At 74.2% G+C, this 23,755-nt stretch carries 9 protein-coding genes; all 9 read right to left on the minus strand.

Annotation, left to right across the window (positions count from 1 at the left end; translation table 11 throughout):
* Nucleotides 1-63 precede the first annotated feature (63 nt).
* The 9 genes from AB0A97_RS40060 to AB0A97_RS40100 all read right to left on the minus strand — a co-directional run bounded on the left by AB0A97_RS40060 (nt 64) and on the right by AB0A97_RS40100 (nt 23,034).
* A complete protein-coding gene (locus tag AB0A97_RS40060) occupies nt 64-1,395 on the minus strand; it encodes an aspartate aminotransferase family protein (RefSeq protein WP_361160560.1) in 1,332 nt (443 codons plus the stop codon).
* Complete coding sequence (locus AB0A97_RS40065) at nt 1,385-3,181, minus strand: fatty acyl-AMP ligase (protein WP_361160563.1); 1,797 nt, start codon at nt 3,179-3,181, stop codon at nt 1,385-1,387. Before AB0A97_RS40065 ends, AB0A97_RS40060 begins: the two co-directional genes overlap by 11 nt.
* Nucleotides 3,178-3,387 carry an MbtH family NRPS accessory protein gene (locus AB0A97_RS40070; protein WP_031004704.1) on the minus strand — a complete coding sequence of 70 codons (210 nt, stop codon included), beginning with the start codon at nt 3,385-3,387 and terminating at the stop codon, nt 3,178-3,180. The genes AB0A97_RS40065 and AB0A97_RS40070 overlap by 4 nt, the downstream gene beginning before the upstream one ends.
* Nucleotides 3,384-4,226: a methyltransferase domain-containing protein gene (locus AB0A97_RS40075; RefSeq protein WP_361160565.1), complete on the minus strand. Its 843-nt coding sequence runs from the start codon at nt 4,224-4,226 to the stop codon at nt 3,384-3,386. The genes AB0A97_RS40070 and AB0A97_RS40075 overlap by 4 nt, the downstream gene beginning before the upstream one ends.
* Nucleotides 4,223-8,623 (minus strand): amino acid adenylation domain-containing protein, encoded by a 4,401-nt coding sequence (locus AB0A97_RS40080; protein ID WP_361160567.1) that lies wholly within the window; start codon nt 8,621-8,623, stop codon nt 4,223-4,225. The genes AB0A97_RS40075 and AB0A97_RS40080 overlap by 4 nt, the downstream gene beginning before the upstream one ends.
* Complete coding sequence (locus AB0A97_RS40085) at nt 8,620-11,586, minus strand: beta-ketoacyl synthase N-terminal-like domain-containing protein (RefSeq protein WP_361160570.1); 2,967 nt, start codon at nt 11,584-11,586, stop codon at nt 8,620-8,622. The genes AB0A97_RS40080 and AB0A97_RS40085 overlap by 4 nt, the downstream gene beginning before the upstream one ends.
* Nucleotides 11,570-18,076 carry an amino acid adenylation domain-containing protein gene (locus tag AB0A97_RS40090; protein ID WP_361160573.1) on the minus strand — a complete coding sequence of 2,169 codons (6,507 nt, stop codon included), beginning with the start codon at nt 18,074-18,076 and terminating at the stop codon, nt 11,570-11,572. The genes AB0A97_RS40085 and AB0A97_RS40090 overlap by 17 nt, the downstream gene beginning before the upstream one ends.
* Nucleotides 18,073-22,401, minus strand: a complete 4,329-nt coding sequence (locus AB0A97_RS40095) for a beta-ketoacyl synthase N-terminal-like domain-containing protein (RefSeq protein WP_361160576.1) — start codon at nt 22,399-22,401, stop codon at nt 18,073-18,075. The genes AB0A97_RS40090 and AB0A97_RS40095 overlap by 4 nt, the downstream gene beginning before the upstream one ends.
* Nucleotides 22,402-22,569: 168 nt before the next feature.
* On the minus strand, nt 22,570-23,034 hold the full coding sequence (locus tag AB0A97_RS40100; protein ID WP_361160579.1) for an ester cyclase: 465 nt from the start codon (nt 23,032-23,034) through the stop codon (nt 22,570-22,572).
* Nucleotides 23,035-23,755: the final 721 nt, after the last annotated feature.

A 23,755-nucleotide genomic window follows, 5' to 3' on the forward strand; every position in this document is an offset into this window, starting at 1 on the left:
GGAACGGAGGCCACTGCGGGCGGGGGGCCGGCCCGGCCGCCGGGGGAACGGCCGGACCGGCGGTCATCGGGTGGCGTACGCGTCGGCGGTGTCCAGGGCGGCGTCGACGGCCTCCAGACCCCCGCGCAGCTCCTCCTCGGTGATCACCAGGGGCGGCGCGAGGTGGACGCGGTTCATCTGGCACATCGGCCAGACGCCCGCGGCGACACAGGCGGCCATCACCTCGGCCATCGGCGCGGCCTCGGCGCCGGTGGCGTTGAAGGGCACCAGCGGCTCCCGGCTCTCCCGGTCGCGGACCAGCTCGATCGCCCAGAACAGGCCGCGGCCGCGTACTTCGCCGACGCTCGGATGCCGAGCGGCCATCTTCTCCAGCGCGGGCGCCATCACCTCCCGGCCCATCCGCCGCACGTGCGCCAGCAGGTCGGTCTCCTCGAAGACCTCGATGGTGGCGATGCCCGGCGCGCAGGCCAGCGGGTGCCCGGAGTAGGTCAGGCCCCCGGGGTAGACCCGGTCCTCGAACGCCGCCGCCACCCGCTCGGAGACGATGACCCCGCCCAGCGGTACGTAGCCGGAGTTGACGCCCTTGGCGAAGGTGATCAGGTCGGGGGTGACCTGCCACGCGTCGACGGCGAACCACTCGCCGACACGCCCGAAGCCGACCATGACCTCGTCGCAGATGAGCAGGGCCCCGTAGCGGTCGCACAGCTCGCGTACGCCCTGGAGGTAGCCGTCCGGCGGGACGAGCACGCCGTTCGTGCCGACCACCGTCTCCAGGAGGACGGCGGCGACGGTGTGCGGGCCTTCCATGCGGAAGACCTCTTCGAGGTGGCCCAGCGCCCGCTCGCACTCCTGCTGTTCGTCCTGCGCGTGGAAGGCCGTGCGGTAGGCGTACGGCCCGAAGAAGTGCACGACGCCCGGCAGGCCCGGCTCGTTGGGCCAGCGGCGGGGGTCCCCGGTGAGGGTGATCGAGCCGCTGGTGGCCCCGTGGTAGGAGCGGTAGGCGGTGAGCACCTTGGACCGGCCGGTGGACAGCCTGGCCATGCGGACGGCGTGTTCGTTGGCCTCGGTGCCGCCGTTGGTGAAGAAGACCCGGTCCAGGTCGCCGGGGGCGCGCTCGGCGATCAGCCGCGCCAGCCGGTCGCGCGTGTCGTCGGAGAAGTGCGGCCCGACGGTGCACAGACGGCCGGCCTGCGCGGTGACGGCCGCCAGCAGACGCGGGTGCTGGTGCCCCAGGTTCACGTTGACCAGCTGGGACGCCAGGTCGAGGTAGCGGTTGCCGTCGTGGTCCCAGAACCAGCTTCCCTGGGCGCCGGCCACGGTCAGCGGCCGGTCGCCGCCCTGTGCGGACCAGCAGCGGAACACCTGTCCGCGGGCTTCGGAGGTGTCAGGCTCCACGGGCCTCGTCCTTTCCGTCCGGTGCGTGCTGCCCGGCGTACTGGAGCGTGCCGTCCAGGTAGCTCTGCTTGCAGGCGCGGCGCTGGATCTTCCCGCTGGTGGTCTTGAGCAGGCTGCGGCGGCGTACGAGGAGCACTTCGGCCGGCAGCACCTCGTGGTGCTGTCCGACGGCGGTGGCGACCCGGGCGGCGAGGTCGTCGCCGGAGGCGGTCACGCCCGGGTTGGTCTCGACGAGCACCACGAGCTGTTCGCGTCCGTCGCGCTCGACCGGGAAGGCGGCGGCGCAGGCGGGGTGCAGCGCGGGGTGGGACTTCTCCACGGTCAGTTCGATGTCCTGCGGGTACAGGTTGCGGCCGTCGACGATGATGAGGTCCTTCCAGCGGCCGGTCGGGTACAGCTCGCCCTCGTGGACGAATCCGAGGTCGCCGGTGCGCAGGAACGTGCCGGACTCCTCGTCCGCGATGCGGGCCCGGAAGGTCTCCCGGGTCTCCGCGGGCCGCCGCCAGTAGCCCTTGGCGACGCTGCCGCCCTGCACCCAGATCTCCCCGACCTCGCCGTCCGGGCGGGCCCGGCGGGTCACGGGGTCGACGATGCGTACGGTCGTGCCGGTCTGGTGGGGGCCGTTGCAGACGACCGGCACGGCTCCGGCGGTGTCCGCGGTGACCGGCTCGGCGCGGCCCGCGGCGAGCGCGGCGCCGGAGACCCACAGGGTGCGGTAGTCCTGGTCGGCCGGGGTCGCGGAGACCTTCAGGGTGTTCTCGGCCAGCCCGTAGCCGGGGGCCAGCGCGCGGTGGGCGAACCCGGCGGGCGCGTAGGCCGCGGCGAAGCGTTCCATGCTCGGCATGCGTACCGGCTCGGCGCCGCAGACCGCCATCCGCCAGGACGACAGGTCCAGCCCGTCGACGCCCTCCGTCTCGGCCACCCGGCTGCACATGTCGTAGGCGAAGTTGGGGCCCGCCGACAGGGTGCCGCGGTGGCGGCTGATCGCCTCCAGCCAGCGGCGGGGCCGCCGGACGAACGCCTGCGGCGCCATCAGGTAGACCCGCATGCCGCGCCACAGCGGCATGACCACGCCGTACATCAGGCCCATGTCGTGGAACGTGGGCAGCCACGAGACGCCGATGTCGTCGTCGCTGACGTGCCACACCTCCTGGTTCTCGGCGGCCTGCACGCAGAAGTTGCGGTGCGAGACCATCACGCCCTTGGGGCGGCCGGTGGAGCCGGAGGTGTACTGGAGCAGGGCGGTGTGTTCGGGGTCAGGTTCCGTCTCGGTCCACCGCTCGGCGGCGCCCGGGTCGACCGTGTCCGTGGTGAGCCAGGTCAGCTCCGCCACGCCCGGGGTGCCACCGAACCGGGCGAGGACGTCGTCACGGGTCTCGGTGTCGGTGAGGACGACCGGGGACCCGGTGTCCTCGACGACCCGCAGCAGCCGTTCCACGCCCGCGGCGTTGTGCGGTACCTGGAGCGGCGCCCCGGCCGTCCCGGCGTAGAGGCAGCCGGCGAACGCCTTGACGAACTCCAGTCCCGGCGCGTGCAGGAGCACGGCGTTGCGGCCGCCGAGGCCCGCGTCGTCCAGCGCCACCGCACGGGCCCGGGCGGCCACGTCGAGCTGCTGGTACGTCAGCTCCTCGCCGATCGTCTCGCCGTTGTGCAGGAAGGTGTACGCCACCCGGTCCGGCTGCTTGCCGCTGCGTGTGCGCAGCGCCCGCACCAGGGTGTCCGGGGCGAAGTCGCGCAGCTCGTCGGTGTCCTCCCCGACGGGCAGGGCATCGGTTCCGTACGTCATGCCGGCCTCTCCATCCGGTTCCGCAGGCTCAGCGGCCGCATGTCGGTCCACACCTGGGCGATGTGCTCCAGGCACTGCTCGCGGGTGGCGTGGCGGCTCTCCTCCCGCCAGCCCGGCGGGGCCGGGCGGTCACCGGGCCACACCGAGTACTGCTCCTCGTGGTTGACGACGACCGCCCAGGCGGTCGCGGGCGCGTCGCCGCTCACCGGCGCTCACCGCCCTGCTTGACGCCGCTGTAGAGGAACATCAGCAGCATGAAGGACGAGGCCGGGTCGGCCAGGAACTGCCGGACCTCCTCCTGGGTACGCTCCACCTGCTCCTCGGAGATCACGCCCTCCTTGACCATCAGGGCGGTGCGCGCCCGCACGTCGAGCTGGCCGGCGAGGGCGTCCATGCCCAGCTCGTCGCTGGTGACGGCCACGGCCTCGACGGTGATGTCGGTGAACCCGGCGGCGCGCATCATGGCGGGTACGGCGCGCCCGACGTAGCGGTTGCCGCCGCGCTGCGCCTGGTGCCGGCGCCGCAGCTCCATGACGTCGGCGAGACCGGGGATGCCGGGGTGGATGCTGCCCCACAGCGCGTCGTCGGCGTCGGCCACCACGAGGCGGCCACCGGGGCGCAGCAGGCGGCCCAGTTCGGTCAGGGCCCGGGCGGGCTCGGCGATGTGCTGGAGCACGAGCCGGGCCAGCGCCAGGTCGAACCCGGCGTCCGGCAGCGGGGCTTCGGTGATGGAGCCCTGGAGCAGGTTCAGCCGCCCGCCCTCCTCGGGGGCCAGCCGGCCGCGTGCCTGCGCGAGCAGGCCCGCGTCGAGTTCGAGTCCGGTGACGGTGCCCTGCGGCAGGCTCTCCAGCAGCGCCTCGGTGATGAAGCCGGGGCCGCATCCGGCGTCGAGCACGTCCATGTCGGGGCGCAGGCCGAGCTGCTGGAGGTGGCGCAGTTCCTTGGGCCAGAAGACCAGGGCCTGGGCGCGGAGCCGCTCCAGTTCGTACTCGGGGTGGGGGTGTTCACCGGAGCTGTAGTAGGAGGACCGGGTCGCTGTGGTCATGAGTGGTTCCTCGTGGTGTCGTCGGAGAGGTGGGTGCGGACCGGGGCCGGCAGGAACCCGGTGCTGACGAAGTGATCCAGGTAGCGGTGCAGGAGTTCCGCGTCGGTGGCGGGGCACCGGAGGGCGGCGGGTTCGAGCAGCGCGGCCGTGTCGTCCTGCGCGAAGCGCAGTTCGCCGGCGGCTTCGGCGCTCGACTCCAGGACGCCCAGCAGGGGGTAGGCCGCGTTGTCCGGGTCCGCGGCGACGGCGCCTGCCCAGTCGGTGAAGGGCAGGCCGGTCAGGTCGTAGCCGAAGGTGCGGACGTGTTCGAGTACGTCGCTCAGCGGCACCGGCCGGGGGTTGACCAGGTGGTGTGCCCGGCCCAGGGCTTCCGGCGTGCGGGACAGCGCGACGATGGCGGAGCTGACGTGGTCGACCGGCACCAGGTCGGTGAGCACCCGGACGTCGCGGGGGTAGCGGCCCGCCTGCACACACCCCTTGATCACCCGCCACAGGTAGTCGTCGGTCTGGCAGGCGCCGCTGCGGCTGTCGCCGGCGACACGGCTCGGCCGGTGCACGGTCACCGGCAGCCCGGCGGCCGCGGCCTGCCACACGATCCGCTCGGCGACCCACTTGCTCTGCGTGTAGCCCTGGCGCAGCGCACCGGCGGGGCCGGGCAGGTCGGTCTCCCGGACCGGTCCGCCGTGTCCGGGCACGGCGCCGAAGACGCCGATGGTCGAGACGTGGTGCAGCGGGGCGCGCCGGGTGCGGCCGGCCAGCCGCACCAGTTCCGCGGTGCCGTCCACGTTGGCGGCCTTGAGCTGTTCGTAGGGGTAGACGAGGTTGACGCCGGCACCGCAGTGGTAGATCGCGTCCACGGTGTCCGCGAGCCGGTCGCGTTGCCGCGCGGTGAGGCCCAGGCCCGGGGCGGCGAGGTCGCCGGCGAGCGGCACGACCCGGCTGTCCTGTCCCGGGTCGTCGAGGCCGTAGCGCAGGGCCGCCTCCGTCAGCCGCTGCCGGGCCCGGGCGTCGTCGTCGGCGCGTACCAGGCAGTGGACGGCGGCGTCCGTGGTGCGCAGCAGTTCGCGCAGGAGGAACGCGCCGAGGAATCCGGTGGCGCCGGTGAGCAGGATGTGGGTGGGCTTGGCGAGCAGGTGGGGCGCCGGGGCGGTGAAGCCGGCCAGGCCGGAGGGGAGTACGGCGTCCGCGGCCAGGTCCCGGGCCGCGGGCGCGGCGCCGCGCTGCTCCTGCGCGGCCCGGACGGCCGCGGCGATGCCCGCGGCCGTGGGCACCTCGAACAGGGCGCGCAGCGGCAGTTCGGTGCCCAGTTCGGCCCGGAGCCGGAAGACCAGCCGGGTGGCCAGCAGGGAGTGCCCGCCCAGCTCGAAGAAGTTGTCCGACCTGCCCACCCGGTCCAGTCCGAGCACCGCGGCGCAGGCGGCGGCCACGGCCCGCTCCACCGCGTCCCGCGGCTCCTCGTACGTGGTGGCCACGGCCGGGCGGACGCTGTCGGCGGCGGGCAGCGCGGCACGGTCCACCTTGCCGTTGACGGTCAGCGGCAGGGCGTCCAGCACCAGCACCCGCCACGGCACCATGTAGCCGGGCAGCCGCTCCGCCAGCAGGGCCCGCAGCTCGTCTTCGGACACCGGGCCGGCACCGCAGGTGACGTACGCGGTCAGCCGCACGTCGCCGCCCGGATCGGGCCGGGGCACCACGACCGCGGAGTCGACGGCGGGGTGGTCGAGCAACTGCGCCTCGATCTCGCCCGCTTCGACGCGGTAGCCGCGTACCTTGATCTGGTGGTCGGAGCGGCCCAGGTACTCGATCTCGCCGTCGGCGGTGATCCGCGCCAGGTCGCCGCTGCGGTACAGCCGCGCGCCGGGCGTGCGGCCGAACGGGTCCGGTACGAACCGGTCGGCGGTCAGGGCGGGCGCGCCGAAGTAGCACCTGGCCAGCCCGGGGCCGCCCACGTACAGCTCGCCCGTGGTGCCGGTGGGCACCGGCTGGCACCGCCCGTCCAGGACGTACAGGTCGAGGTCGGGCATGGGGCGCCCGATCGGGCTGCGCCGCGCCGTGGTGACGTCGGCCGACGTCATCTCCCGGAGGGTGACGTGGACGGTGGTCTCGGTGATCCCGTACATGTTGACCAGGCGCGGGGTGCGGTCGCCGTGCCGGGCGAACCAGCCCTTCAGGGTGCCCGGTTCCAGCGCCTCCCCGGCGAAGATGACCAGGCGCAGAGCCAGTTCGGCCGGGTCGTGCGGGGCGTCGGCGGCCGAGAAGTGCACGAAGGCCGACGGGGTCTGGTTGAGGACGGTGACACCTTCGGCGCGCACCAGCTCCCGGTACGCCTCGGCGTCGCGGGCGACGGCGTCCGGCACGACGACCAGCCGGCCGCCGTGCAGCAGCGCTCCCCACAGCTCCCACACGGACACGTCGAACGCGTAGGAGTGGAACAGCGGCCACACGTCGTGGTGGTCGAAGCGGTAGCGGGAGCGGGTCGCAGCGAAGAGCCGCAGCACGTTGGCGTGGGTGATCTGGACGCCCTTGGGGGTGCCGGTCGACCCGGAGGTGTAGATCACGTACGCGGCGTTGTCCGGGCCGGTGGGGACGGGCGCGGGAGCGGGCGCGGGCGTGGGGCGGGTGGCGGGCCGGTCGGTGCCGTCGAGCACCAGCAGGTGTCCGTCGTACTCCGGCAGCCGTCCGCGCAGCCGTTCGTGGACGACGAGGACGGGCGGCCGGGCGTCGCCGAGGATGCGGGCCACGCGGGGGCCGGGGTAGGCCGGGTCCATGGGGACGTACGCGGCTCCCGCCTTGAGCACGGCGAGGATGCTGATGACGGTGTCGAAGCCGCGGTCCAGGTAGAGGCCGACCAGGCTCTCGGCGCTGATCCCCAACGCACGGAGACGGGAGGCGAGTTCGTTCGCCGCCGTGTCGAGTTCCGCGTAACTGAGGTGACGGTCTCCGCAGGTGACGGCGGCGGCGTCGGGGCGGCGGCGGACCTGCTCCTCGAAGCCCTGGTGCAGGCTGCCGCCGACCGGGAAGTCCTCGCCGCCCCGGCCCAGCGCCAGCAGCCGCTCCGCCTCCCCGGCTTCGAGGAGCGGGAGCCGCGAGACCGGGGTGCCGGGGTCGGCCACCGCGCCCCGCAGCAGCGTCTCGTACTGTTCCAGCAGCCGGACGGCCGTGGCCTCGTCGAAGAGCGAGGTGTCGTACTCCAGGGTCACGGTCAGGCCCTGCGGCAGCCGGCTGACCGACATCAGCAGGTCGAAAGTGGCGGTGCCGTTGTGCACCTGGAGCGGCTCGACCGTCAGCCCCGGCAGGCGGAGTCCTTCCAGCGGGGCATTTTGCAGGACGAACAGGGTCTGGAAGACGGGTGCCCGGTTGCCGTTCCGGTCGGGGGCCAGTTCCTCGACGATCTTCTCGAAGGGCACGCCCTGGTGCGCGTAGGCACCCAGCGCCTTCTTGCGCACCCGGCGCAGCAGTACGTCGAAGCCCGGGTCGCCGGACAGGTCGACGCGCACCGCCATGGTGTTGACGAAGAAGCCGATCAGGTCGTCCAGGTCCTCGCTGGTACGGCCCGCGACGGGGCTGCCGACGACGACGGAGGACTGGCCGCTCCAACGGTTGAGCAGGGCGGCGTAACCGCCCAGCAGCACCATGTACGGCGTCACGCCCTGGGCGCGGGCCAGTTCCGCGAGCGCCTGGGCGTCGTCGTGGGGCAGGACCCGGCTGACGGTCGCGCCCCGGTAGGCAGGCGTTTCCGGGCGGGTGCGGTCGGTGGGCAGTTCCAGCACGGGCAATGGGCCGGACAGCTCGTCCCGCCAGTGGGCCAGGTCGTCGGCCATCTCGCCGGATGTGAACGCCGCACGCTGGCGTGCAGCGAAGTCGGCGTAACTCAGGGGGAGTTCGGGCAGCTCGGCCCCCTGGCCGGCGATGCCGGCGGCGTAGCGGGCGCCCAGCTCCCTCATCAGGACACCGACCGACCAGCCGTCGAAGGCGATGTGGTGCACCGTGACGGCGAGCAGGTGCTCGTCCTCGCCCACCCGCGCCAGTGCGGCCCGTATCAGGGGAGCCCGGTCCAGGGGGATGGGCGTCCGTGCCTGCCGGCGCAGCCAGTCGTGGGCCGCCGCCTCGGTGCCGGCGGTGTCACCGCTACGCAGGTCGGTGACCGGGACGGGCAGCGGCCCGGGGTCCTCGACGCGCTGGACCGGGACACCGTCCACGACGGTGACCGACGAGCGCAGCACGCCGTGCCGCCGCACGAGGCCGCGCAGCGCCTCGGTCAGGGCGGCCGTGTCCAGCCGGCCGGTGAGCCGTACGGCCAGCGGGATGTTCTGCAGCGCGGTGCCGGGGGTGAGCTGTTCCAGGAACCAGGCCCGCTCCTGGGAGAAGGAGAGAGGGCCGGCGGGGGACGGTGTCATCGCTTCTCCGTGTGGTCCGTCGAGGCGTGGTCGATGGCGCCGCCGTGGGCCGTGACGAGCTTGGCCATCCGCTCCAGGGACGGCTCGTCGAACAGCTCGTCCAGGGGCAGCCGGACGCCGAGGGCGCGGTGGATGCGCGAGGCGAGGCGGGTGGCGAGGAGGGAGTCGCCGCCGAGGACGAAGAAGTCGTCCCCGGGCGCGATGTCCTCGACGCCGAGCAGTTCGCTCCACAGCTGCCGGGTCCGGACGAGAACGGGGTCCTCCCGCGGGGCGTCGGCGTCCCGCGCCGGGGCGCTCGTCGCGGCCTGCCCAGGGGCCGTCGCGGTGTCCTTCGCCGGGTGGTCGTCCCCGGGAGCGTCGATCCAGTGCGTGCGGCGCTGGAAGGGGTAGGTGGGGAGCGGGACGGTGAGCCGCTCCTCAGGGGCGGAGAACGCCGCCCAGTCCACCTCCACGCCGTGTTCCCACAGCCGCGCCACGGCGTTCAGCAGCGTGCGCTCGTCCGGCCCGGCCTGCCGCTGCCCGCGCACGGTGGCGACCGCCGCCGTGCCGGGCCCGGTCACCTGGGCCGCGAACCGGCCCAGCGCCCGGCCGGGACCGACCTCCAGCAGCACCGGCCGTCCGCCGTCGGCGAGCGTCCGCAGCCCGTCGGCGCAGCGCACCGGGCGGCGCGCCTGCTCGGCCCAGTAGGCGGGATCGGTCGCCTGCGCCCCGGTGATCCAGGTGCCGGTCACCCCGGACACGAAGGGCAGCCGGGGAGCGTTGCGCGGCACCTCGGCGACGAGCGCCGCGAACGGGTCGAGCATCGGGTCGAGCGAGGGGGAGTGGAAGGCGTGCGAGGTCTCCAGCAGCCGGGTGGGCACGCCGCGCCGGGCCAGTTCGCCGGCCGCCTCCACCACTTCCTCCGGCGTGCCGGACAGCACGCACTGGCCCGGGGCGTTGACCGCCGCCAGCACCAGACCGGGCCGCTCCAGAGCGCGGGCCTCGTCCTCCGGCAGTTGCACCGCCAGCATGTCGCCCGGCGCCATCCGGGCCATCAGCCGGCCGCGCGCCGCCACCAGCCGCAGGGCGTCGGGCAGGGCGAAGACACCGGACAGGGTGGCCGCCACCCACTCGCCGAGACTGTGCCCGAGCATCCCGGCCGGCTCCACGCCGAGCGCCTGCACCGTACGGGCCAGCGCGTACTCGACCGCGAACAGCACCGGCTGCGCCAGCCCGGTGGAGGTCAGCGGGTCGGGCCCGTCCTCCGGCGCGGGCCGCGCCAGCAGCTCCCGCAGGTCACGCCCGATCTCCGGGCGCAGCAGCCGGGCGCACCGCTCGATCTCCGTGGCGAAGACCGGCTCGGTCTCCAGCAGACCGGCGGTCATGCCGCTGTACTGGCTGCCCTGCCCCGGGAAGAGGAAGGCGACCCGCGCCGTGTCGGCGGCCTGCCGCCCGGACGCTTCGGCCAGGGCCTCCGCCGCCCCGGGACCGGTCGTGTGGACGACGGCCGTCCGGTGCGCGAAATGCCGGCGGCCCCGCTGGAGCGTGTGGGCGACATCGGGCAGCGCGCCCCAGCCCCCGTCGCGCAGCCCCGCCACCAGCCGCTCCCTGGCCTGCTCCAGCGCCTCGGGAGTGCGGGCGGACAGCGGGACGATCTGGTGCGCGCGCACCCTGCGGGTGCCGTCCTCGGTACGGGCCGGGGGCTCCTCCAGGACGACGTGGACGTTGGTGCCGCCCACCCCGAAGGAACTGACGCCGGCCCGGCGCGGCGCGTCCCGCCGCGGCCAGGGCTGCGGGGCGCTGTTGACGGTGAACGGGCTGTCGGCCGCGGTCATCGGGTTGCGGGCCCGGTAGTGCACGGTGGGCGGCACCTGGCCGGTGCGGACCGCGAGCACCGCCTTGATCAGGCCGAGCACGCCGGAAGCCGCGTTGAGGTGGCCGAGGTTGGACTTCACCGACCCCACGTACACCGACGCCCCGGCGGCCCCGGCGGCGCGGAACACCTCGTCCAGCGCGGCCAGTTCGATGGGGTCGCCGACCGCCGTCCCGGTGCCGTGGGCCTCGACGAAGCCGACGGTGGCCGCGCTGATCCCGGCGGCCCGGTACGCCTCGGCGATCACCTCGGCCTGCCCGTCGACGCTCGGCGCCGCGTAGCCGACCCGGCGCGCCCCGTCGTTGTTGACCGCGGCGCCGAGGATGACGGCGTGCACCGTGTCCCCGTCCGCGAGCGCGTCCTCCAGCCGCTTGAGGGCCACGACACCGACACCGCTGCCGAACACCGTGCCGCCGGCGTCCGCGTCGAACGGCCGGCAGTGCCCGTCGGGCGACTGGATGCCGCCTTCCTCGTAGACGTAACCCCACTCCTGCGGGAGCTTCAGGGCCGCCCCGCCGGCCAGCGCCATGTCGCACTGGTAGTCCAGCAGCGACTGGCACGCCTGGGCGACCGCCACCAGCGAGGTGGAGCAGGCGGTCTGCACGGACAGCGCCGGGCCGGTCAGTCCGAGCCGGTATGCCGTACGGGTCGCCAGGTAGTCCTTGTCGTTGCCGTGCAGCAGCGCGGCCGGGTACTCCCGCAGGAGGTCCGCACGCCGGTAGTGCGGCAGTACGTTGAGGACGAGGTAGGTGTTGACGCCGCAGCCGCCCCAGACACCTACCCGGCCGTCGTAGCGGGCCGGGTCGCAGCCGGCGTGTTCCAGCGCCGTCCAGCAGTGTTCGAGGAACAGCCGGTGCTGCGGGTCGGTCAGCTCCGCCTCGCGCGGGGTCATCCCGAAGAACTCCGCGTCGAAGTCGCCGGGGCCGTCCAGGGGGGCCGCGGCGGGGACGTAGCCCTCGGGCTCGTCGCCGGTGACCGGGAGCCGGACCACCGACTCCCGCCCGGCCAGCAGGTTCTGCCACAGCCGCTCGGTGTCGTCGGCGCCGGGGACCCGGCAGGCCAGTCCGACCACCGCGATCCGGTCGAGGCCGTCGTCAGGCGTGGTGTCCACCGGTGTGCTCCTCTCTGAGCCGGCGCCTGCGCCGGGCCCGCCGGTCGTTTCTGAGTGCCGCGTCGGCCGCCGCGCGCTGTGCCGCCGCCGCGTCGTCCGGCGCCGGGTCACCGAGGGCCCGGGCGAGGGCGGCGACAGTGGGGTAGCGGAAGAGTTCGACGACGCTGAGCGTGCGGCCCAGCTCGCGTTCGATGAGTGCTTGCAGGCGGACGACGAGCAGGGAGTGGCCCCCGAGGTCGAAGAAGTTGTCCTCGCGGCCCACCTGCGGGGTGCGCAGCAGGTCACGCCACAGTTCGGTCAGCCGGTGCTCCAGGTCGGAGGCGGGCGCGGCGTCCGGTGTGCTGCCCGCCGTGTCCCGGTCGGCCGGCAGCCGGCGCAGGGCCCGCTCGTCCACCTTTCCGTTCGGGGTCAGCGGGAAGGCGGCGACGACGGTGACGGCCGCGGGGACGAGGTGGGCCGGGAGCCGTTCGGCGGCGTGGGCGCGCAGGGCGCGGGCCGCCGGGTCCTCGTCGCCGACGGCCGTGACGTAGCCGCGCAGCACGGTTTCCCCCGCGGCGTCGGTGTCCGCCAGGACCCGCGCGTCGGCGACGGCCGGGTGGGCGCGCAGCACGGTCTCGGTCTCGGCCGGGTCCACGCGGTGGCCGCGCACCTTGACCTGCCGGTCGGCGCGGCCCGCGAAGGCCACCGTGCCGTCCGGCCGCAGCCGGCCGAGGTCGCCGGTGCGGTAGAGGCGTTCACCGGGGCCGGTGTGCCGGCCGGTGGTGAAGCTGCGCGCGGTGGCCTCCCGGTCGTTCAGGTAGCCGTCGGCGAGGTGGGCGCTGCGTACGGCGATCTCGCCCAGCTCGCCGACGGCGGCGGGCTCGTCGCCGCGCAGCACCAGCAGCCGGCTGCCGTCGATGCCGCGGCCCAGCGGCTGGCTGCCCACCGGGTCGTCACCGACGACGTGCCAGGCGTGGGCCTGCGGGGTCTCGGTGGCGCCGTAGAAGTTGACGACCGTGACGCCGGGGGCGAGCCGCCGGATCACCTGGACCTCGTGGGCGCCCAGGACGTCGCCGCCGAAGAAGGCGTAGCGCAGCGACGGCAGGGAGCCCTTCGGCAGGACGGACAGGAAACGGGCGGTCGGCGGGGTCAGGTGCAGGACGGTCACTTCGTTGGCGGCCAGCCAGGCGGCGAGCGCCTCCGGCGCGGCCAGGTCCCCGGGGCCGGGCACGTGGACCGGGGCCCCGACGGCCAGCGGCACGAACAGGTCGCGGAGCAGGGGGTCGTGGCTCAGCCCGGAGGTGAGCGCGAACCGGTCCCTGGCCCCGATGCCGAAGGTGGTGGTGTACCAGTCCACGAAGTGCGCCAGCGGCCCGTGCGGGCCCACGACCGTCTTGGGGACGCCGGTGGACCCCGAGGTGAAGGCGAGGTAGGCGGTGTCCTCCGGCCGGGCGGGGGCGCCGGTGTGCCGGGTCACCGGCCCGGCCGGTCCGGAGACCGTCCCGTCCGCGCCGATCCGGCACGTGATCCCGGTGTGTACCCCGAGCGCGGCGGGCCCGTCCGCGGCGTCACCGACCTCGATCCAGGCGCGGGCCGCCACCGCTTCGGCGTTCGCCGTGCGACGGGCGGCGGGGTGCTCCCGGTCGAGGACCGCGAAGGCGGCCCCGGCCCGCAGCACACCCAGCAGCGCCACCACGAGCCCCGCGCAACGCGCGCTGTGCACCGCCACCCGGTCGCCGGGCCCGACGCCGGCGGCCCGCAGCAGGCCGGCGACCGTGGCCGACGCGTCCTCCAGGGCCGCGTAGTCGAGCCGCCCGGCGGGGTGGAGCAGCGCGGCGGCTTCCGGGCGGCGGCGTGCCGCCGCGGTGAACTTCTCGTGCACCGCGCCCGTCCAGGGCAGTGACGGCAACGCCGCGGGAGTGTCGTCGGCCGGTGCGGTTCCGTACGTGAGCGTGTCGACCGGCCGGTCCGGGTCGTCCCCGGCCGCCACCAGCAGACCGTGGAGCTGGTCGAGCAGCGCCTGCGCGGTCTCGGGCGCGAAGAGGTCGGCGGAGTAGACCAGTTCGAGGTCGATACGGTCCTCGCGGGGCTTGGCGTACAGGGTCAGGTCGAACTTGGACGTGGTGTCCCGCGCCTCGACGAGCCGGGTGGACACACCCGGCATGCCGATCTCGAACGCGTCCAGGTTGTGCATGTTGAACATGACCTGGAACACCGGGGTGCGCGACATGTCGCGCTGCGGGGCCAGCCGTTCCACCAGCTCCTCGAACGGCACGTCCTGGTAGGCGTCGGCGTCCAGTGCCGTACGCCGCACCCGGCCGAGGAGGTCCGTGAAGGTGGGGCTGCCGGAGGTGTCGCCGCGGATGACGACGGTGTTGACGAAGAGCCCGACGGTGTCCTCGACCTCACGCCGGACCCGCCCGGCGACGGGCATGCCCACCAGCACGTCGTGCTGTCCCGACCAGCGGGAGAGCACCGACTGGAACGCGCTGAGCAGCACCATCGACGGGCTGGCGGCGTGGCGTGCGGCCAGCTCGTGGATCTTCCCGGTCAGCGCCGCGTCGAGGGGCCGCGCGGTCCGGCCGGCGGTCCGGCCGGACAGTTCGCCGCGCGGGAAGTCCGTGGGCAGCTCCAGCGCGGGCGGGCTGCCGGCCAGCCGCTCCTGCCAGTGCGCCAGGGACCGTTCCCCTTCCGCCGTACGGTGCCGGGCACGCTGCCAGGCGGCGAAGTCGGCGTACTGCACGCCCGGCTCCGGCAGCGGCGACGGCCTGCCCGCGTGGAACGCCGCGTACAGCTCGGCCAGTTCGCGCAGCATGACGCGCAGCGACCAGCCGTCGGACGCGATGTGGTGCAGCGCCAGCAGAAGGACGTGACGGCGCGCACCGAGCCGCACCAGTTCCGCCCGCATGGGGGCGGCGGCCAGGTCGAACGGCCGGGCGGCGAAGGCCGCGGCGCGCTCGGCGAGCAGGCCGGGGGCGTCGAGCGTGGCCGTCGGCAGCACCTCGGCCGGGACCGGGGCCACCACTTGGCGCGGCTCACCGTCGACGGTGGTGTACACCGTGCGCAGCGCCTCGTGCCTGCGCACCACCTCGGTGAGGGCGGCGCGCAGTGCCGGTACGTCCAGCTCGCCGTCCAGGTGGAGTTCGCCCGCCACGTGATAGGCGGGGTTGCCCGGTTGGAGCTGTTCGAGGAACCACAGCCGGCGCTGGGCGAAGGAGAGCTCCGTCCCGCGCGGATCGCGCGCCACCGGCTCGATGGGCCCGGCCGACGTCCCGTCCCGCTCCGCACGGTGCTGCTCCACCCGCTCGGCCAGCGCCTCGACGGTGCGGGCGTCGAAGACGTCGCGGAGCGGGAGTTCGACCCCCAGCGTGTCGCGCAGCCGGGTCACCACCCGGGTCGCGAGCAGCGAGTGCCCGCCCAGTTCGAAGAAGTTGTCCCGGACGCCGATCCGCTCGACGCCCAGCACCTCGCGCCAGACGGCGGCGACGCTCAGCTCCAGCGGCGTGCGGGGCTCGCCGCCGGCCAGGTCCTCCCGGGCCCGTTCCAGGTCGGGCTCGGGGAGCCTGGCCCGGTCCAGCTTTCCGTTCGGGTTGAGGGGGAAGTGGTCCAGGACGACGAGGAAGGCGGGGACCAGGGCGGCCGGCAGCCGCTCGGCGAGGTGGGCGCGCAAGGCCGCGGCGTCCACCGGCCCGGAAACCGGTTCGCGCAGGGTCGCGTAGCCGACGAGATGGAGGTCCCCGGTCCGGGACGGACGGGCCAGGACCACGGCGCGGCGCACGTCCGGGTGGGCGGCCAGGACCGTTTCGATCTCGCTCGGCTCGATGCGCACACCGCGGATCTTGACCTGGTGGTCGGTGCGGCCGAGGTAGTGCAGGACACCGCGTTCATCCCAGCGAACGCGGTCGCCGGAGCGGTAGAGCCGGCCGCCCGGCTGGGTGCCGAACGGGTCGGGGACGAAGCGGTCGGCGGTGATGTCGGGACGGCTCTGGTAGCCGCGCCCGACGCCGAGGCCGCCGATGTACAGCTCGCCGACCGCGCCGACCGGCACCGGCTGCATCGCGGCGTCGAGGACGTGCAGTTCGGTGCCGGGCACGGTGCGGCCGATCGGCGGGGTGCTGCCGTCGGCGGTCAGCGGCGCCATGGTGGTGCAGAAGACCGAGATCTCGGTGGGCCCGTAGGCGTTGACCATGCGCCGGCCGTCGCGGGCCCAGCGCTCGACCAGTGCGGCCGAGCAGGGCTCGCTGGCCGAGGTCACCTCGGTGACGGAGGGCAGCTCGGCGGGGTCGAGGGTGGCCAGGACACCCGCGGTCAGGTTGAGCGTGGTGATCCGGTCCCGGGCCACCAGGTCGATCAGCGGGGGCCCGGGGCGCAGTTCCTCACGTGAGGCCACGTGCAGCGAGCCGCCGGTGGTCAGGGCGAGCATCCACTCCCAGGTGAAGTAGTCGAAGCTGATCGACGCGAACTGGAGCACCCGCCGGCCGGGCCGGGGCGGCAGCGCCTCGCGGTGGACGAGGTCGAGGTTGACCAGCCCCTGGTGGGTGATCATGGCGCCCTTGGGGCGGCCGGTGGTGCCGGAGGTGTAGATCACGTAGGCGAGGTCGTCCGGCGCGGGGGCCGGGCCGGTCAGCCGCCCGCCCGGCGCCGGGCGCAGCTCGTCCAGGAACAGGACCGGTACGCCGGCGGGCGGGAGCTGCCCGGCGTGGCGGCGCAGGGTGAGCAGCAGGGCCGCCCGGCAGTTCTCCAGCATGTACGTGAGCCGGTCGTGCGGATAGGCCGGGTCGAGCGGCACGTACGCGCCGCCCGCCATCAGCACCGCCAGCATGCCGACGACCAGTTCCAGCGACCCTTCGGCACTGAGACCGACGCGTACGTCCGGCCCGACACCCCGGGCCTGCAACTCCGCCGCGAGGTCCGTCGCCCGCTCGACGAGCTCACGGTAGGTGAGACGGGCGTCGCCGTGCACGACGGCGAGGGCGTCCGGGGTGCGTGCGGCCTGTTCCCGTACGAGGTCGTGGGCGCAGCGCCCGGTGCTGCGGGCGCCGTCCGCCAGGCGGTTCCATTCCCGCAGGAGCCGCCGGTCGGCCTCCGGGACGGCGTCCAGCAGGGCGTGATCGCGGTCCGGGGCGGCCAGACACTGGGCGGTGAGGGTGGCGAAGGAGTCCGCCAGCCGCCGTACCGTGCCGCGGTCGAAGAGGTCGGTGGCGTACCGCAGTGAGCAGCACAGCTCACCGCCGACCTCTTCGACGAACAGCGACAGGTCGTGCTCCGTGCCCTGTACGGCGAGAGGGTAGGGCCGCAGCGTGAGGTCGCCCAGCCGCAGGGAGGCGTCGGTGAATCCGGTGCCGAAGAGCGAAAGGCCGCTCTGCGCGGACCACGCCGCCGACTCGTAGTAGAAGGCCACGTTGAACAGCGGGGAGCCGCCGGACCGGCGCAGGCCGGCCAGCCGCTCGGCCAGCAGCGGGAAGGGGTGGTCCTGGTGCTCCAGCGCGCCGAGCGCGGTCTCCCGCACCGCGTCGACCAGCTCGCCGAAGCTCTGCCGCGGGCTGATGCGTGTACGCAGCACGGTGAGGTTGGAGAAGTACCCCAGGACCTCCTGGAACGCGGCACGGCTGCGCCCCGAGGACACCGACCCCACACAGATGTCGTCCTGCCCCGTCCAGCGGTGCATCAGTACGTTGAAGGCCGACAGGAGCACGACGTACGGGGTGGTGCGGTGCTCCTTCGCCAGCGCGGTGACCTGCTCGGTCACCGCGGAGTCCAGGCGGAAGGTGTGCACGGACCCCAGGTGGCCGGGTACGGCCGGGCGGGGACGGTCGGTCGGCAGGTCCAGTACCGGGACGGCGCCGTCGAGCTGCTCCTCCCAGTACGCCGCGTCGGCGGCGGCCCGGTCCCCTTCGAGCATCTCGGACTGCCAGCGTACGTAGTCGAGGTAGCCCTGGCCGGGATGTACGGGCTCGCCCTTGCGGCCCTCGGCCGCGGCCGGGTAGCAGCGCTGGAGGTCGTCCATGAACAGCCCGAAGGACCACAGGTCCATCGCGATGTGATGGGCCGACAGCAGCAGGAGCGGCCCGTCCGCGTGGCGGATCGTCCGTACGCGCAGGAGCGGGCCCTCGGACAGGTCGAAGGGCAGAGTGCAGAACTCCGTGACCGCGGCGTCGACCTCCTCGGCGGTCCGGCCTGTCAGGTCCGCCTCGGTGAACTCCAGCGTGCCGTGCCGGGCGATCCGCTGCCGCACCTCACCCTCGTACTCCGCCAGCGTGGTCCGCAGTCCCGCGTGGTGGTCGATGATCTGCTGAAGGGCGGTACGCAGCGCACCGGTGTCCAGCGGGCCCTCGACCCGCGCGGCGAAGCTGAGGTTGTAGGCAGGGCTGCCCGGGTGGATCCGGTCGAAGGTCCACAGAGCCCGCTGGCCCTGGGACACGGGCTGCGGCTCGGCTGAGCGGCGGGCCCGGTCGCGCAGCAGCGCACGCAGGGCCTCGCGGCGCTGGTCCTGTGAGAGCTCAGTCGTCATGACTGTTCCGCTGCCTGCGGCGCGAGCCGCTGAAGCAGCGAATCCACCTCCTCCTCGGGCAGGTCGTCCAGTTCGGCCAGGAGCCGTTCGATGTCCGCGGGGTCTTCCAGCTCCGCGTGGCGGGGAGTTCCGGCGCCGTCCGCCGGGCCCTGGGAGCCGTCGGCGAGCGACGCGGCCAGTTCGGCGGCGATGTCCGCCGTGGTGGCTCCGCGCAGGAACCGCACGACGGGGACCTCGATGCCCAGCGCCGCCTCCAGCCTGCGATGCAGCTCCAGGCTCATGATCGAGTCGAGCCCGAGGGCGTTCATGGGCGCCGCGGGGTCGATCGAGGCGGCAGGCATGCGCAGCACCCGGGCGGTCTCCTTGCGCAGGTAGTCGGTCAGCAGGCCGGGCCGCTCCGCGGGGCTCGCGGCCAGCAGCTCGCCGATCGGGGCGTCGGCGACGGCCAGCAGGGCCTCGTCCTGGTGGAGCAGTGCCGCCGCCGCGGCCGACTCGGCGTCACCCAGCGGGGTCAGGGTGATGCGCCCGATCCCGCCCAGTACCCACCCCTCGGCGTCGAGGAGCTGCACGCGGAGCGCCAACTCCTCGGACGCGTCGTCGGCTTGGCCGTCCAGGACCGTGACACGGGCCCATGAGGGCACCGCCTGGTCCGTGGCGCCGGGGTCCGTGGCCTTAGGGCCCGTGGCCTTGGGGACGGAGACGCCGGCCAACCGGTCGGGCACCCGGGCGGCCGCTCCCTGATCCGCCAGGTGTGCGGCCAGCACCGCGGCCAGCACCGCCGAGTCCAGCATCGCGCGCCGGTTCCACGCGGCGGCGGCGCGCAGTCGTACCAGCGCCCCCTCGGGCCCGTGCTGCACCTCCTCGGCCCGCTCGGGTTCGGGAAGGCTCCAGCCGGCCGCGACGAGGCCCGCGCGGAGCGCTTCGCCGTGCGTCCGCTCCGGGAGACGGCCGAGCAGCGCGGCGACGTCCACCGGCTCCTGCGGCGCCGGGTGCCCTTCGGCGAGGGTCGCCTCGGCGTACGGCAACCACTTCCCCTCGCCCTCCCCGCGGGTGTGCAGGGTGAGGCGCCCCCCGGCCCCGTCCGGTGTCAGCGCGAGCTGAGTCGCGGCATCCTGCGCCACCCGTACGGCCCTCGGGTCCGGCCGTACGTCGACCGTGAACCGCCGCTCGGGGAACAGCTCTTCGGCCGCGTCGAGGGCCGCGGCCGCCAGGCTGTCCGGCAGGTGCAGCGGAACCCCCGCAAGGCCGTAACGGCCCGCCTGGCAGGCGGGAAGCTGAGGAGTGTGGGGAGCCAGCGCGCCGTCCCAGTAGTGCGCGTCCCCCGCCGCCGCGCTGAACCGGCGGCCCAGCAGCCCGGCGGGCGCGGGGGAGACCACCCGGGACATCCGCGCCGCGAGACGCGCCCGGTCCCCGAACCGCTGTCTGTTCCACTGCCGCACCGGGAGCCGGAGCACGCCGGCCGAGGCGGGGTTGACGGCGGCGAAGTCGAGTTCGGCGCCCGCCTCGTACAGCGTGGCCGCGGTGTGCAGGAGCGCGGTACGGGCCGGCTCACCGCGTCGCAAGGTGGGAGCCACCACGACGTCGGCGCCCGCTGCCGCGGCCGTTTCCAGGATGGCGGGCGTGAGCGTGGGATGCGCGCCGATCTCGACGAACGTCCGGCAGCCCGCGTCGGTCACGTGGCGTACGGCCTGCGCGAACCGTACGGGCTCCCGCAGATTGCGGGCCCAGTAGGCGGCGCCCAGAGCGCTCCCGTCGACGGGGCCTCCGGTGACGGTGGAGACCAGGGTGGAGGCGACGTCCTGCGGTGCCAGGTCCCCCACCTCGGCGGCGAGCCGGTCGTGCAGCGGCTCGACGAAGCGGCTGTGGAACGCGGTGGTGCCCGGCAGGACACGGGCGAAGACACCGTCGGCCGCCGCCTGCCGCACCAGCCGCTCCACCGCCGGGCTGTCGCCCGCGACCAGGGTGGAGCGCGGGGCGTTCCACGCCGCCGTGTCGACCGCGCCGCCCGCCGCCGCGATCCTGGCGCCCACCTCGTCGGCGGGCAGCCCGAGCAGCGCCGTACTGCCGGTGCCCGTCGCCCCGCGCATCACCTCACCGCGGGTGACGGCGAGGAACAGCGCCTCCTCGGTGCTCAGCGCGCCGGCCGCGGCCGCCGCCGAGACCTCACCGAGGCTGTGGCCGACGTGGTACTCCGGGGCGATGCCCCAGCTCTCCAGGAGCCGGGCCACCGCCAGTTGGACGGAGACCAGGACCGGCTGGAGCACGGCCGGATCGTCGTACCCGGCGGCCGCCTCCTCGTCGGCGGCGAGCCGCTCCAGCAGCGACCATCCGGTCAGCTTCTCCAGGATGTCGTCGCACTCGCCGAGCACCGCGGCCGCCACCGGCTCGTCGCGCAGCAGCTCGCGGCCCATGCCCGGCCACTGGTTGCCCTGTCCGGAGAAGACGAAGGCGGTCGGGCCGGGGCCGCCCGGGGGCACCGGCCGGTCCGGCGGCTCCGCCGCGACGCCGGCCAGCAGGTCCCCGGCCTCCCGGGCACCGCCCGCCACCAGGGCCCGGCGGAAGCGGTGATGGGTACGCCGGGTACCGGCCGTATAGGCCAGCGCACCCGTGCGCGAGCGATCGGACGCCAGCAACTCCCGGTAGGCGACGGCCTGTTGCGCGGCCCCGGCCGGGTCGGTGCCCGAGACAGGCAGCAGCGTGGCGCCCGTCCGGCCCGTCTCCGTGTCGTCCCCGTCGTACGCCGTGGCGGTGGCGGGCGGCTCACCGAGCACGATGTGCGCGTTGGTACCGCCGAAGCCGAAGGAACTCACCCCGGCGACGGCCTCGTCCTGGCCCCCGGGCCAGGCCAGCGCCCTGTCCGGCACGCGCAGTCCGAGGCCGGCGAAGTCGATCCCGGGGTTGGGCGTCCGGTAGCCGGCGGTCGGCGGGATCGTCCGGTGGCGGACGCACAGGGCCGCCTTCACCAGCCCGGCGATGCCCGCGGCCGCCTCCAGGTGACCGAGGTTGCTCTTGACCGAGCCCACGTACAGGGGCTCCCCGGACTCCCGTGCACCGCCCAGCGCCCGGCCGATCGCCCGCGCCTCGACGGGATCGCCCAGCGGGGTGCCGGTGCCGTGCGCCTCGATGTAGCCGACGGCGCCGGGCGCCACACCGGCCCGGCGGTAGGCCGCGGCGAGCAGGCGCTCCTGCGCCGTGCCGCTGGGTGCGGTCAGGCCGTTGCTGTGCCCGTCCTGGTTGACCGCCGTGCTCTTGACGACCGCGTACACGGGGTCGCCGTCCGCGAGGGCGCGCGTCAGCGGTTTGAGGACGACCACGGCGCAGCCCTCGCCCCGGCCGTACCCGTCGGCGGCGGCGTCGAAGGTCTTGCACCGACCGTCGGGCGAGAGGAACCCGGCGCGCGCGAAGGCGTCACTGACCGCCCCGTCGAGGATGACGTTCACCCCCGCCGCCAGCGCCAGTTCCGATTCGCCCTCCCACAGGCTGCGGCAGGCGAGGTGGACGGCCACCAGCGACGACGAACAGGCGGTGTCCACCGCCAGACTCGGGCCGGTGAAGTGGAAGGCGTACGAGAGCCGGTTGGCGGCGATGCTCAGCGCGCTGCCGGTACCGATGTGCAGATCGGCGTCCGGGGTGCCGAAGTGCAGCCGCCCGTGGTCGTAACCGGAGATGCCGACGAAGACGCCGGTGGCACTGCCGGCGAGCGCCGCGGGGACCTGGCCCGCGTCCTCAAGGGCCTCCCAGGCCGTTTCGAGCAGCAGCCGCTGCTGCGGGTCCATGGTGGCGGCCTCACGCGGGGAGATCGCGAAGAAGGCCGCGTCGAAGGAGTCCACGTCGTCGAGGAAGGAGCCTTCGAGCCGGGCCCGCGCCCCTTCGCAGGTGTGCAGCTCCAGCCCGTCGGCGGTCGTCCGGCCGTCCAGCAGCAGCTCCCACAACTGCTCGGGCGTCGAGGCGCCGGGGAGGCGGCAGCCGATACCGACGATGGCCACCGGCTCCCGGTCCGCCGACGGGACGCTCCCCGACGGCTCCTGCCGCTCGCCGGGCCGGCCGTGGCCGAGGACCCGGTCCACGACTCCCGCCAGGGTGGGCGCCTCCCAGAACACGCTGGGCGGCACGGGGCGGCCGGACCACTCCGCGAGCGCCTCGCTCAAGGCGACCGCGTGCAACGAGGTGAGCCCCAGGGAGGAGAGGGCCGCGTCGGGGCCGACCGACGCGGCCGGGACGTCCAGCAGTTCGCCCGCCCGCCGCAGGAGACGGCCGGTCAGGTCGCTCGCCGAGAGCGGCCCGGAGGGTACGGGGGCATGACGGTCCGTAGGTCTGGCACACATGGATGCTCCGTCGGACAGGGTCCGGTCTGGTTGGGTCACGAAGGGGTCCGGAGCCACGTCCGTGGTTCCGGCCGGCGGCCGCGCGCACTACCTGCGGTACGGCCTGGTGCCGCCGCCCGCCCCGGCCGGGTTCCGGGCGTCAGACGGGCACGGGTGCCGCGGCAGCGGTCACGCGCCGAGGATGGCGGCGAGCTCCTTCTCGTCCCACTCGCTCTGCGCGGCGATGATCCGGCCGTCCTTGAACCGGGCCCAGTTGGGGTAGCTGAAGGTGAACCGCCGGCCGGTGGGCGGGAAGCCCATCAGCGTGCCGGTGTGGATCCCCCCGACGGTCCACCGCATGCGCAGGACGTCGCCGTCCCACCGCATCTCGGTGCAGGTGTAGCGGAGTTCGGCGACCTTCGACCGCAGCTCGACCATGAAGTCGCGGGCCGCTTCGATGTCGTCGCCCTGGGTCTCCATCTCCAGCGCCGACTCGTCCGTCTCGCCACGGAAGTCGGGGTGCAGGATCTCGGTCAGCAGGTCGTCCCGGTGGCCGTTCAGGACCTCGTCCTGGTAGCGGATAATCAAAGCTTCAAGGGATTTCTTGTCCGCGTTCGTGCTCATATCCATGTTTGCGTTCGTGTTCGTGTTCATGGAAAGTTCCACCTTTCGTGGCCGGCTACCGCCGAGCGGTTTGAATTCCGGGCAGCACGGCGTACCATGAAGGGCGGCGTGCGACGCCGAAAAGAAATCCAGGCAACGGTGAAGGCACGGCAGAGCAACCTGCGCGATCCGCGTCGACCTGCGAAAGGCCGACCGCACGCGCGGGTCTGAAAGATTCCGTAGCTGCCCGGATGAAAGGTAGCGACAAGCCGGCCCTACTGCGGGCCCGACGTCACAAAGAGAAGCGGCTCAACTCACCGCGGGAACAGGGGCGGCGCTGCTGGGCGCCCTTCTGGAAGTACCCCCGGCACTCCTCGCCCCCCGGCACGAGAAATCACTTTTTACCCCCAATTATGCAGCCCGATACGGACTGCCACCCGTGAAGTTGCTTTTCAGCCTAACAGTGAACCGGCGACGCGAAAGTGGTCGGTTCTCTTCTTTGCGAATGCTTGGTAATCCCGTGATATGCCGTCCGGCGGTGGAGTGCGTGGGTGAGCACCTCCGGTAGCGGGTGGAATGGTGAATGGCCCATTCCTCCACGAGACGAGGCCGCGCCTCGTGGAGCCCCCGACCCCCGGTTCGCCGGTCGACTGTACTGCTGCGGAACATTGTACGAGTCTCGTACAGCAACCTCAAGCCTTCCGCGCACAGCCGCCACCCGCCTCCCCGGACCCCACGAACAAGCCCCGGCCCAACAGGCACCGGGCGCGGC

Origin of the sequence: Streptomyces sp. NPDC045470, assembly GCF_040646595.1 — a bacterium.
In the GTDB taxonomy this organism is placed as follows: domain Bacteria; phylum Actinomycetota; class Actinomycetes; order Streptomycetales; family Streptomycetaceae; genus Streptomyces.

Coding starts and splice junctions, on each gene's coding strand:
- AB0A97_RS40065 (WP_361160563.1), bottom strand. CDS start 3,181: ATGACGTACGGAACCGATGCCCTGCCCGTCGGGGAGGACACCGACGAG.
- AB0A97_RS40080 (WP_361160567.1), bottom strand. CDS start 8,623: ATGACACCGTCCCCCGCCGGCCCTCTCTCCTTCTCCCAGGAGCGGGCC.
- AB0A97_RS40100 (WP_361160579.1), bottom strand. CDS start 23,034: ATGAACACGAACACGAACGCAAACATGGATATGAGCACGAACGCGGAC.
- AB0A97_RS40075 (WP_361160565.1), bottom strand. CDS start 4,226: ATGACCACAGCGACCCGGTCCTCCTACTACAGCTCCGGTGAACACCCC.
- AB0A97_RS40095 (WP_361160576.1), bottom strand. CDS start 22,401: ATGTGTGCCAGACCTACGGACCGTCATGCCCCCGTACCCTCCGGGCCG.
- AB0A97_RS40090 (WP_361160573.1), bottom strand. CDS start 18,076: ATGACGACTGAGCTCTCACAGGACCAGCGCCGCGAGGCCCTGCGTGCG.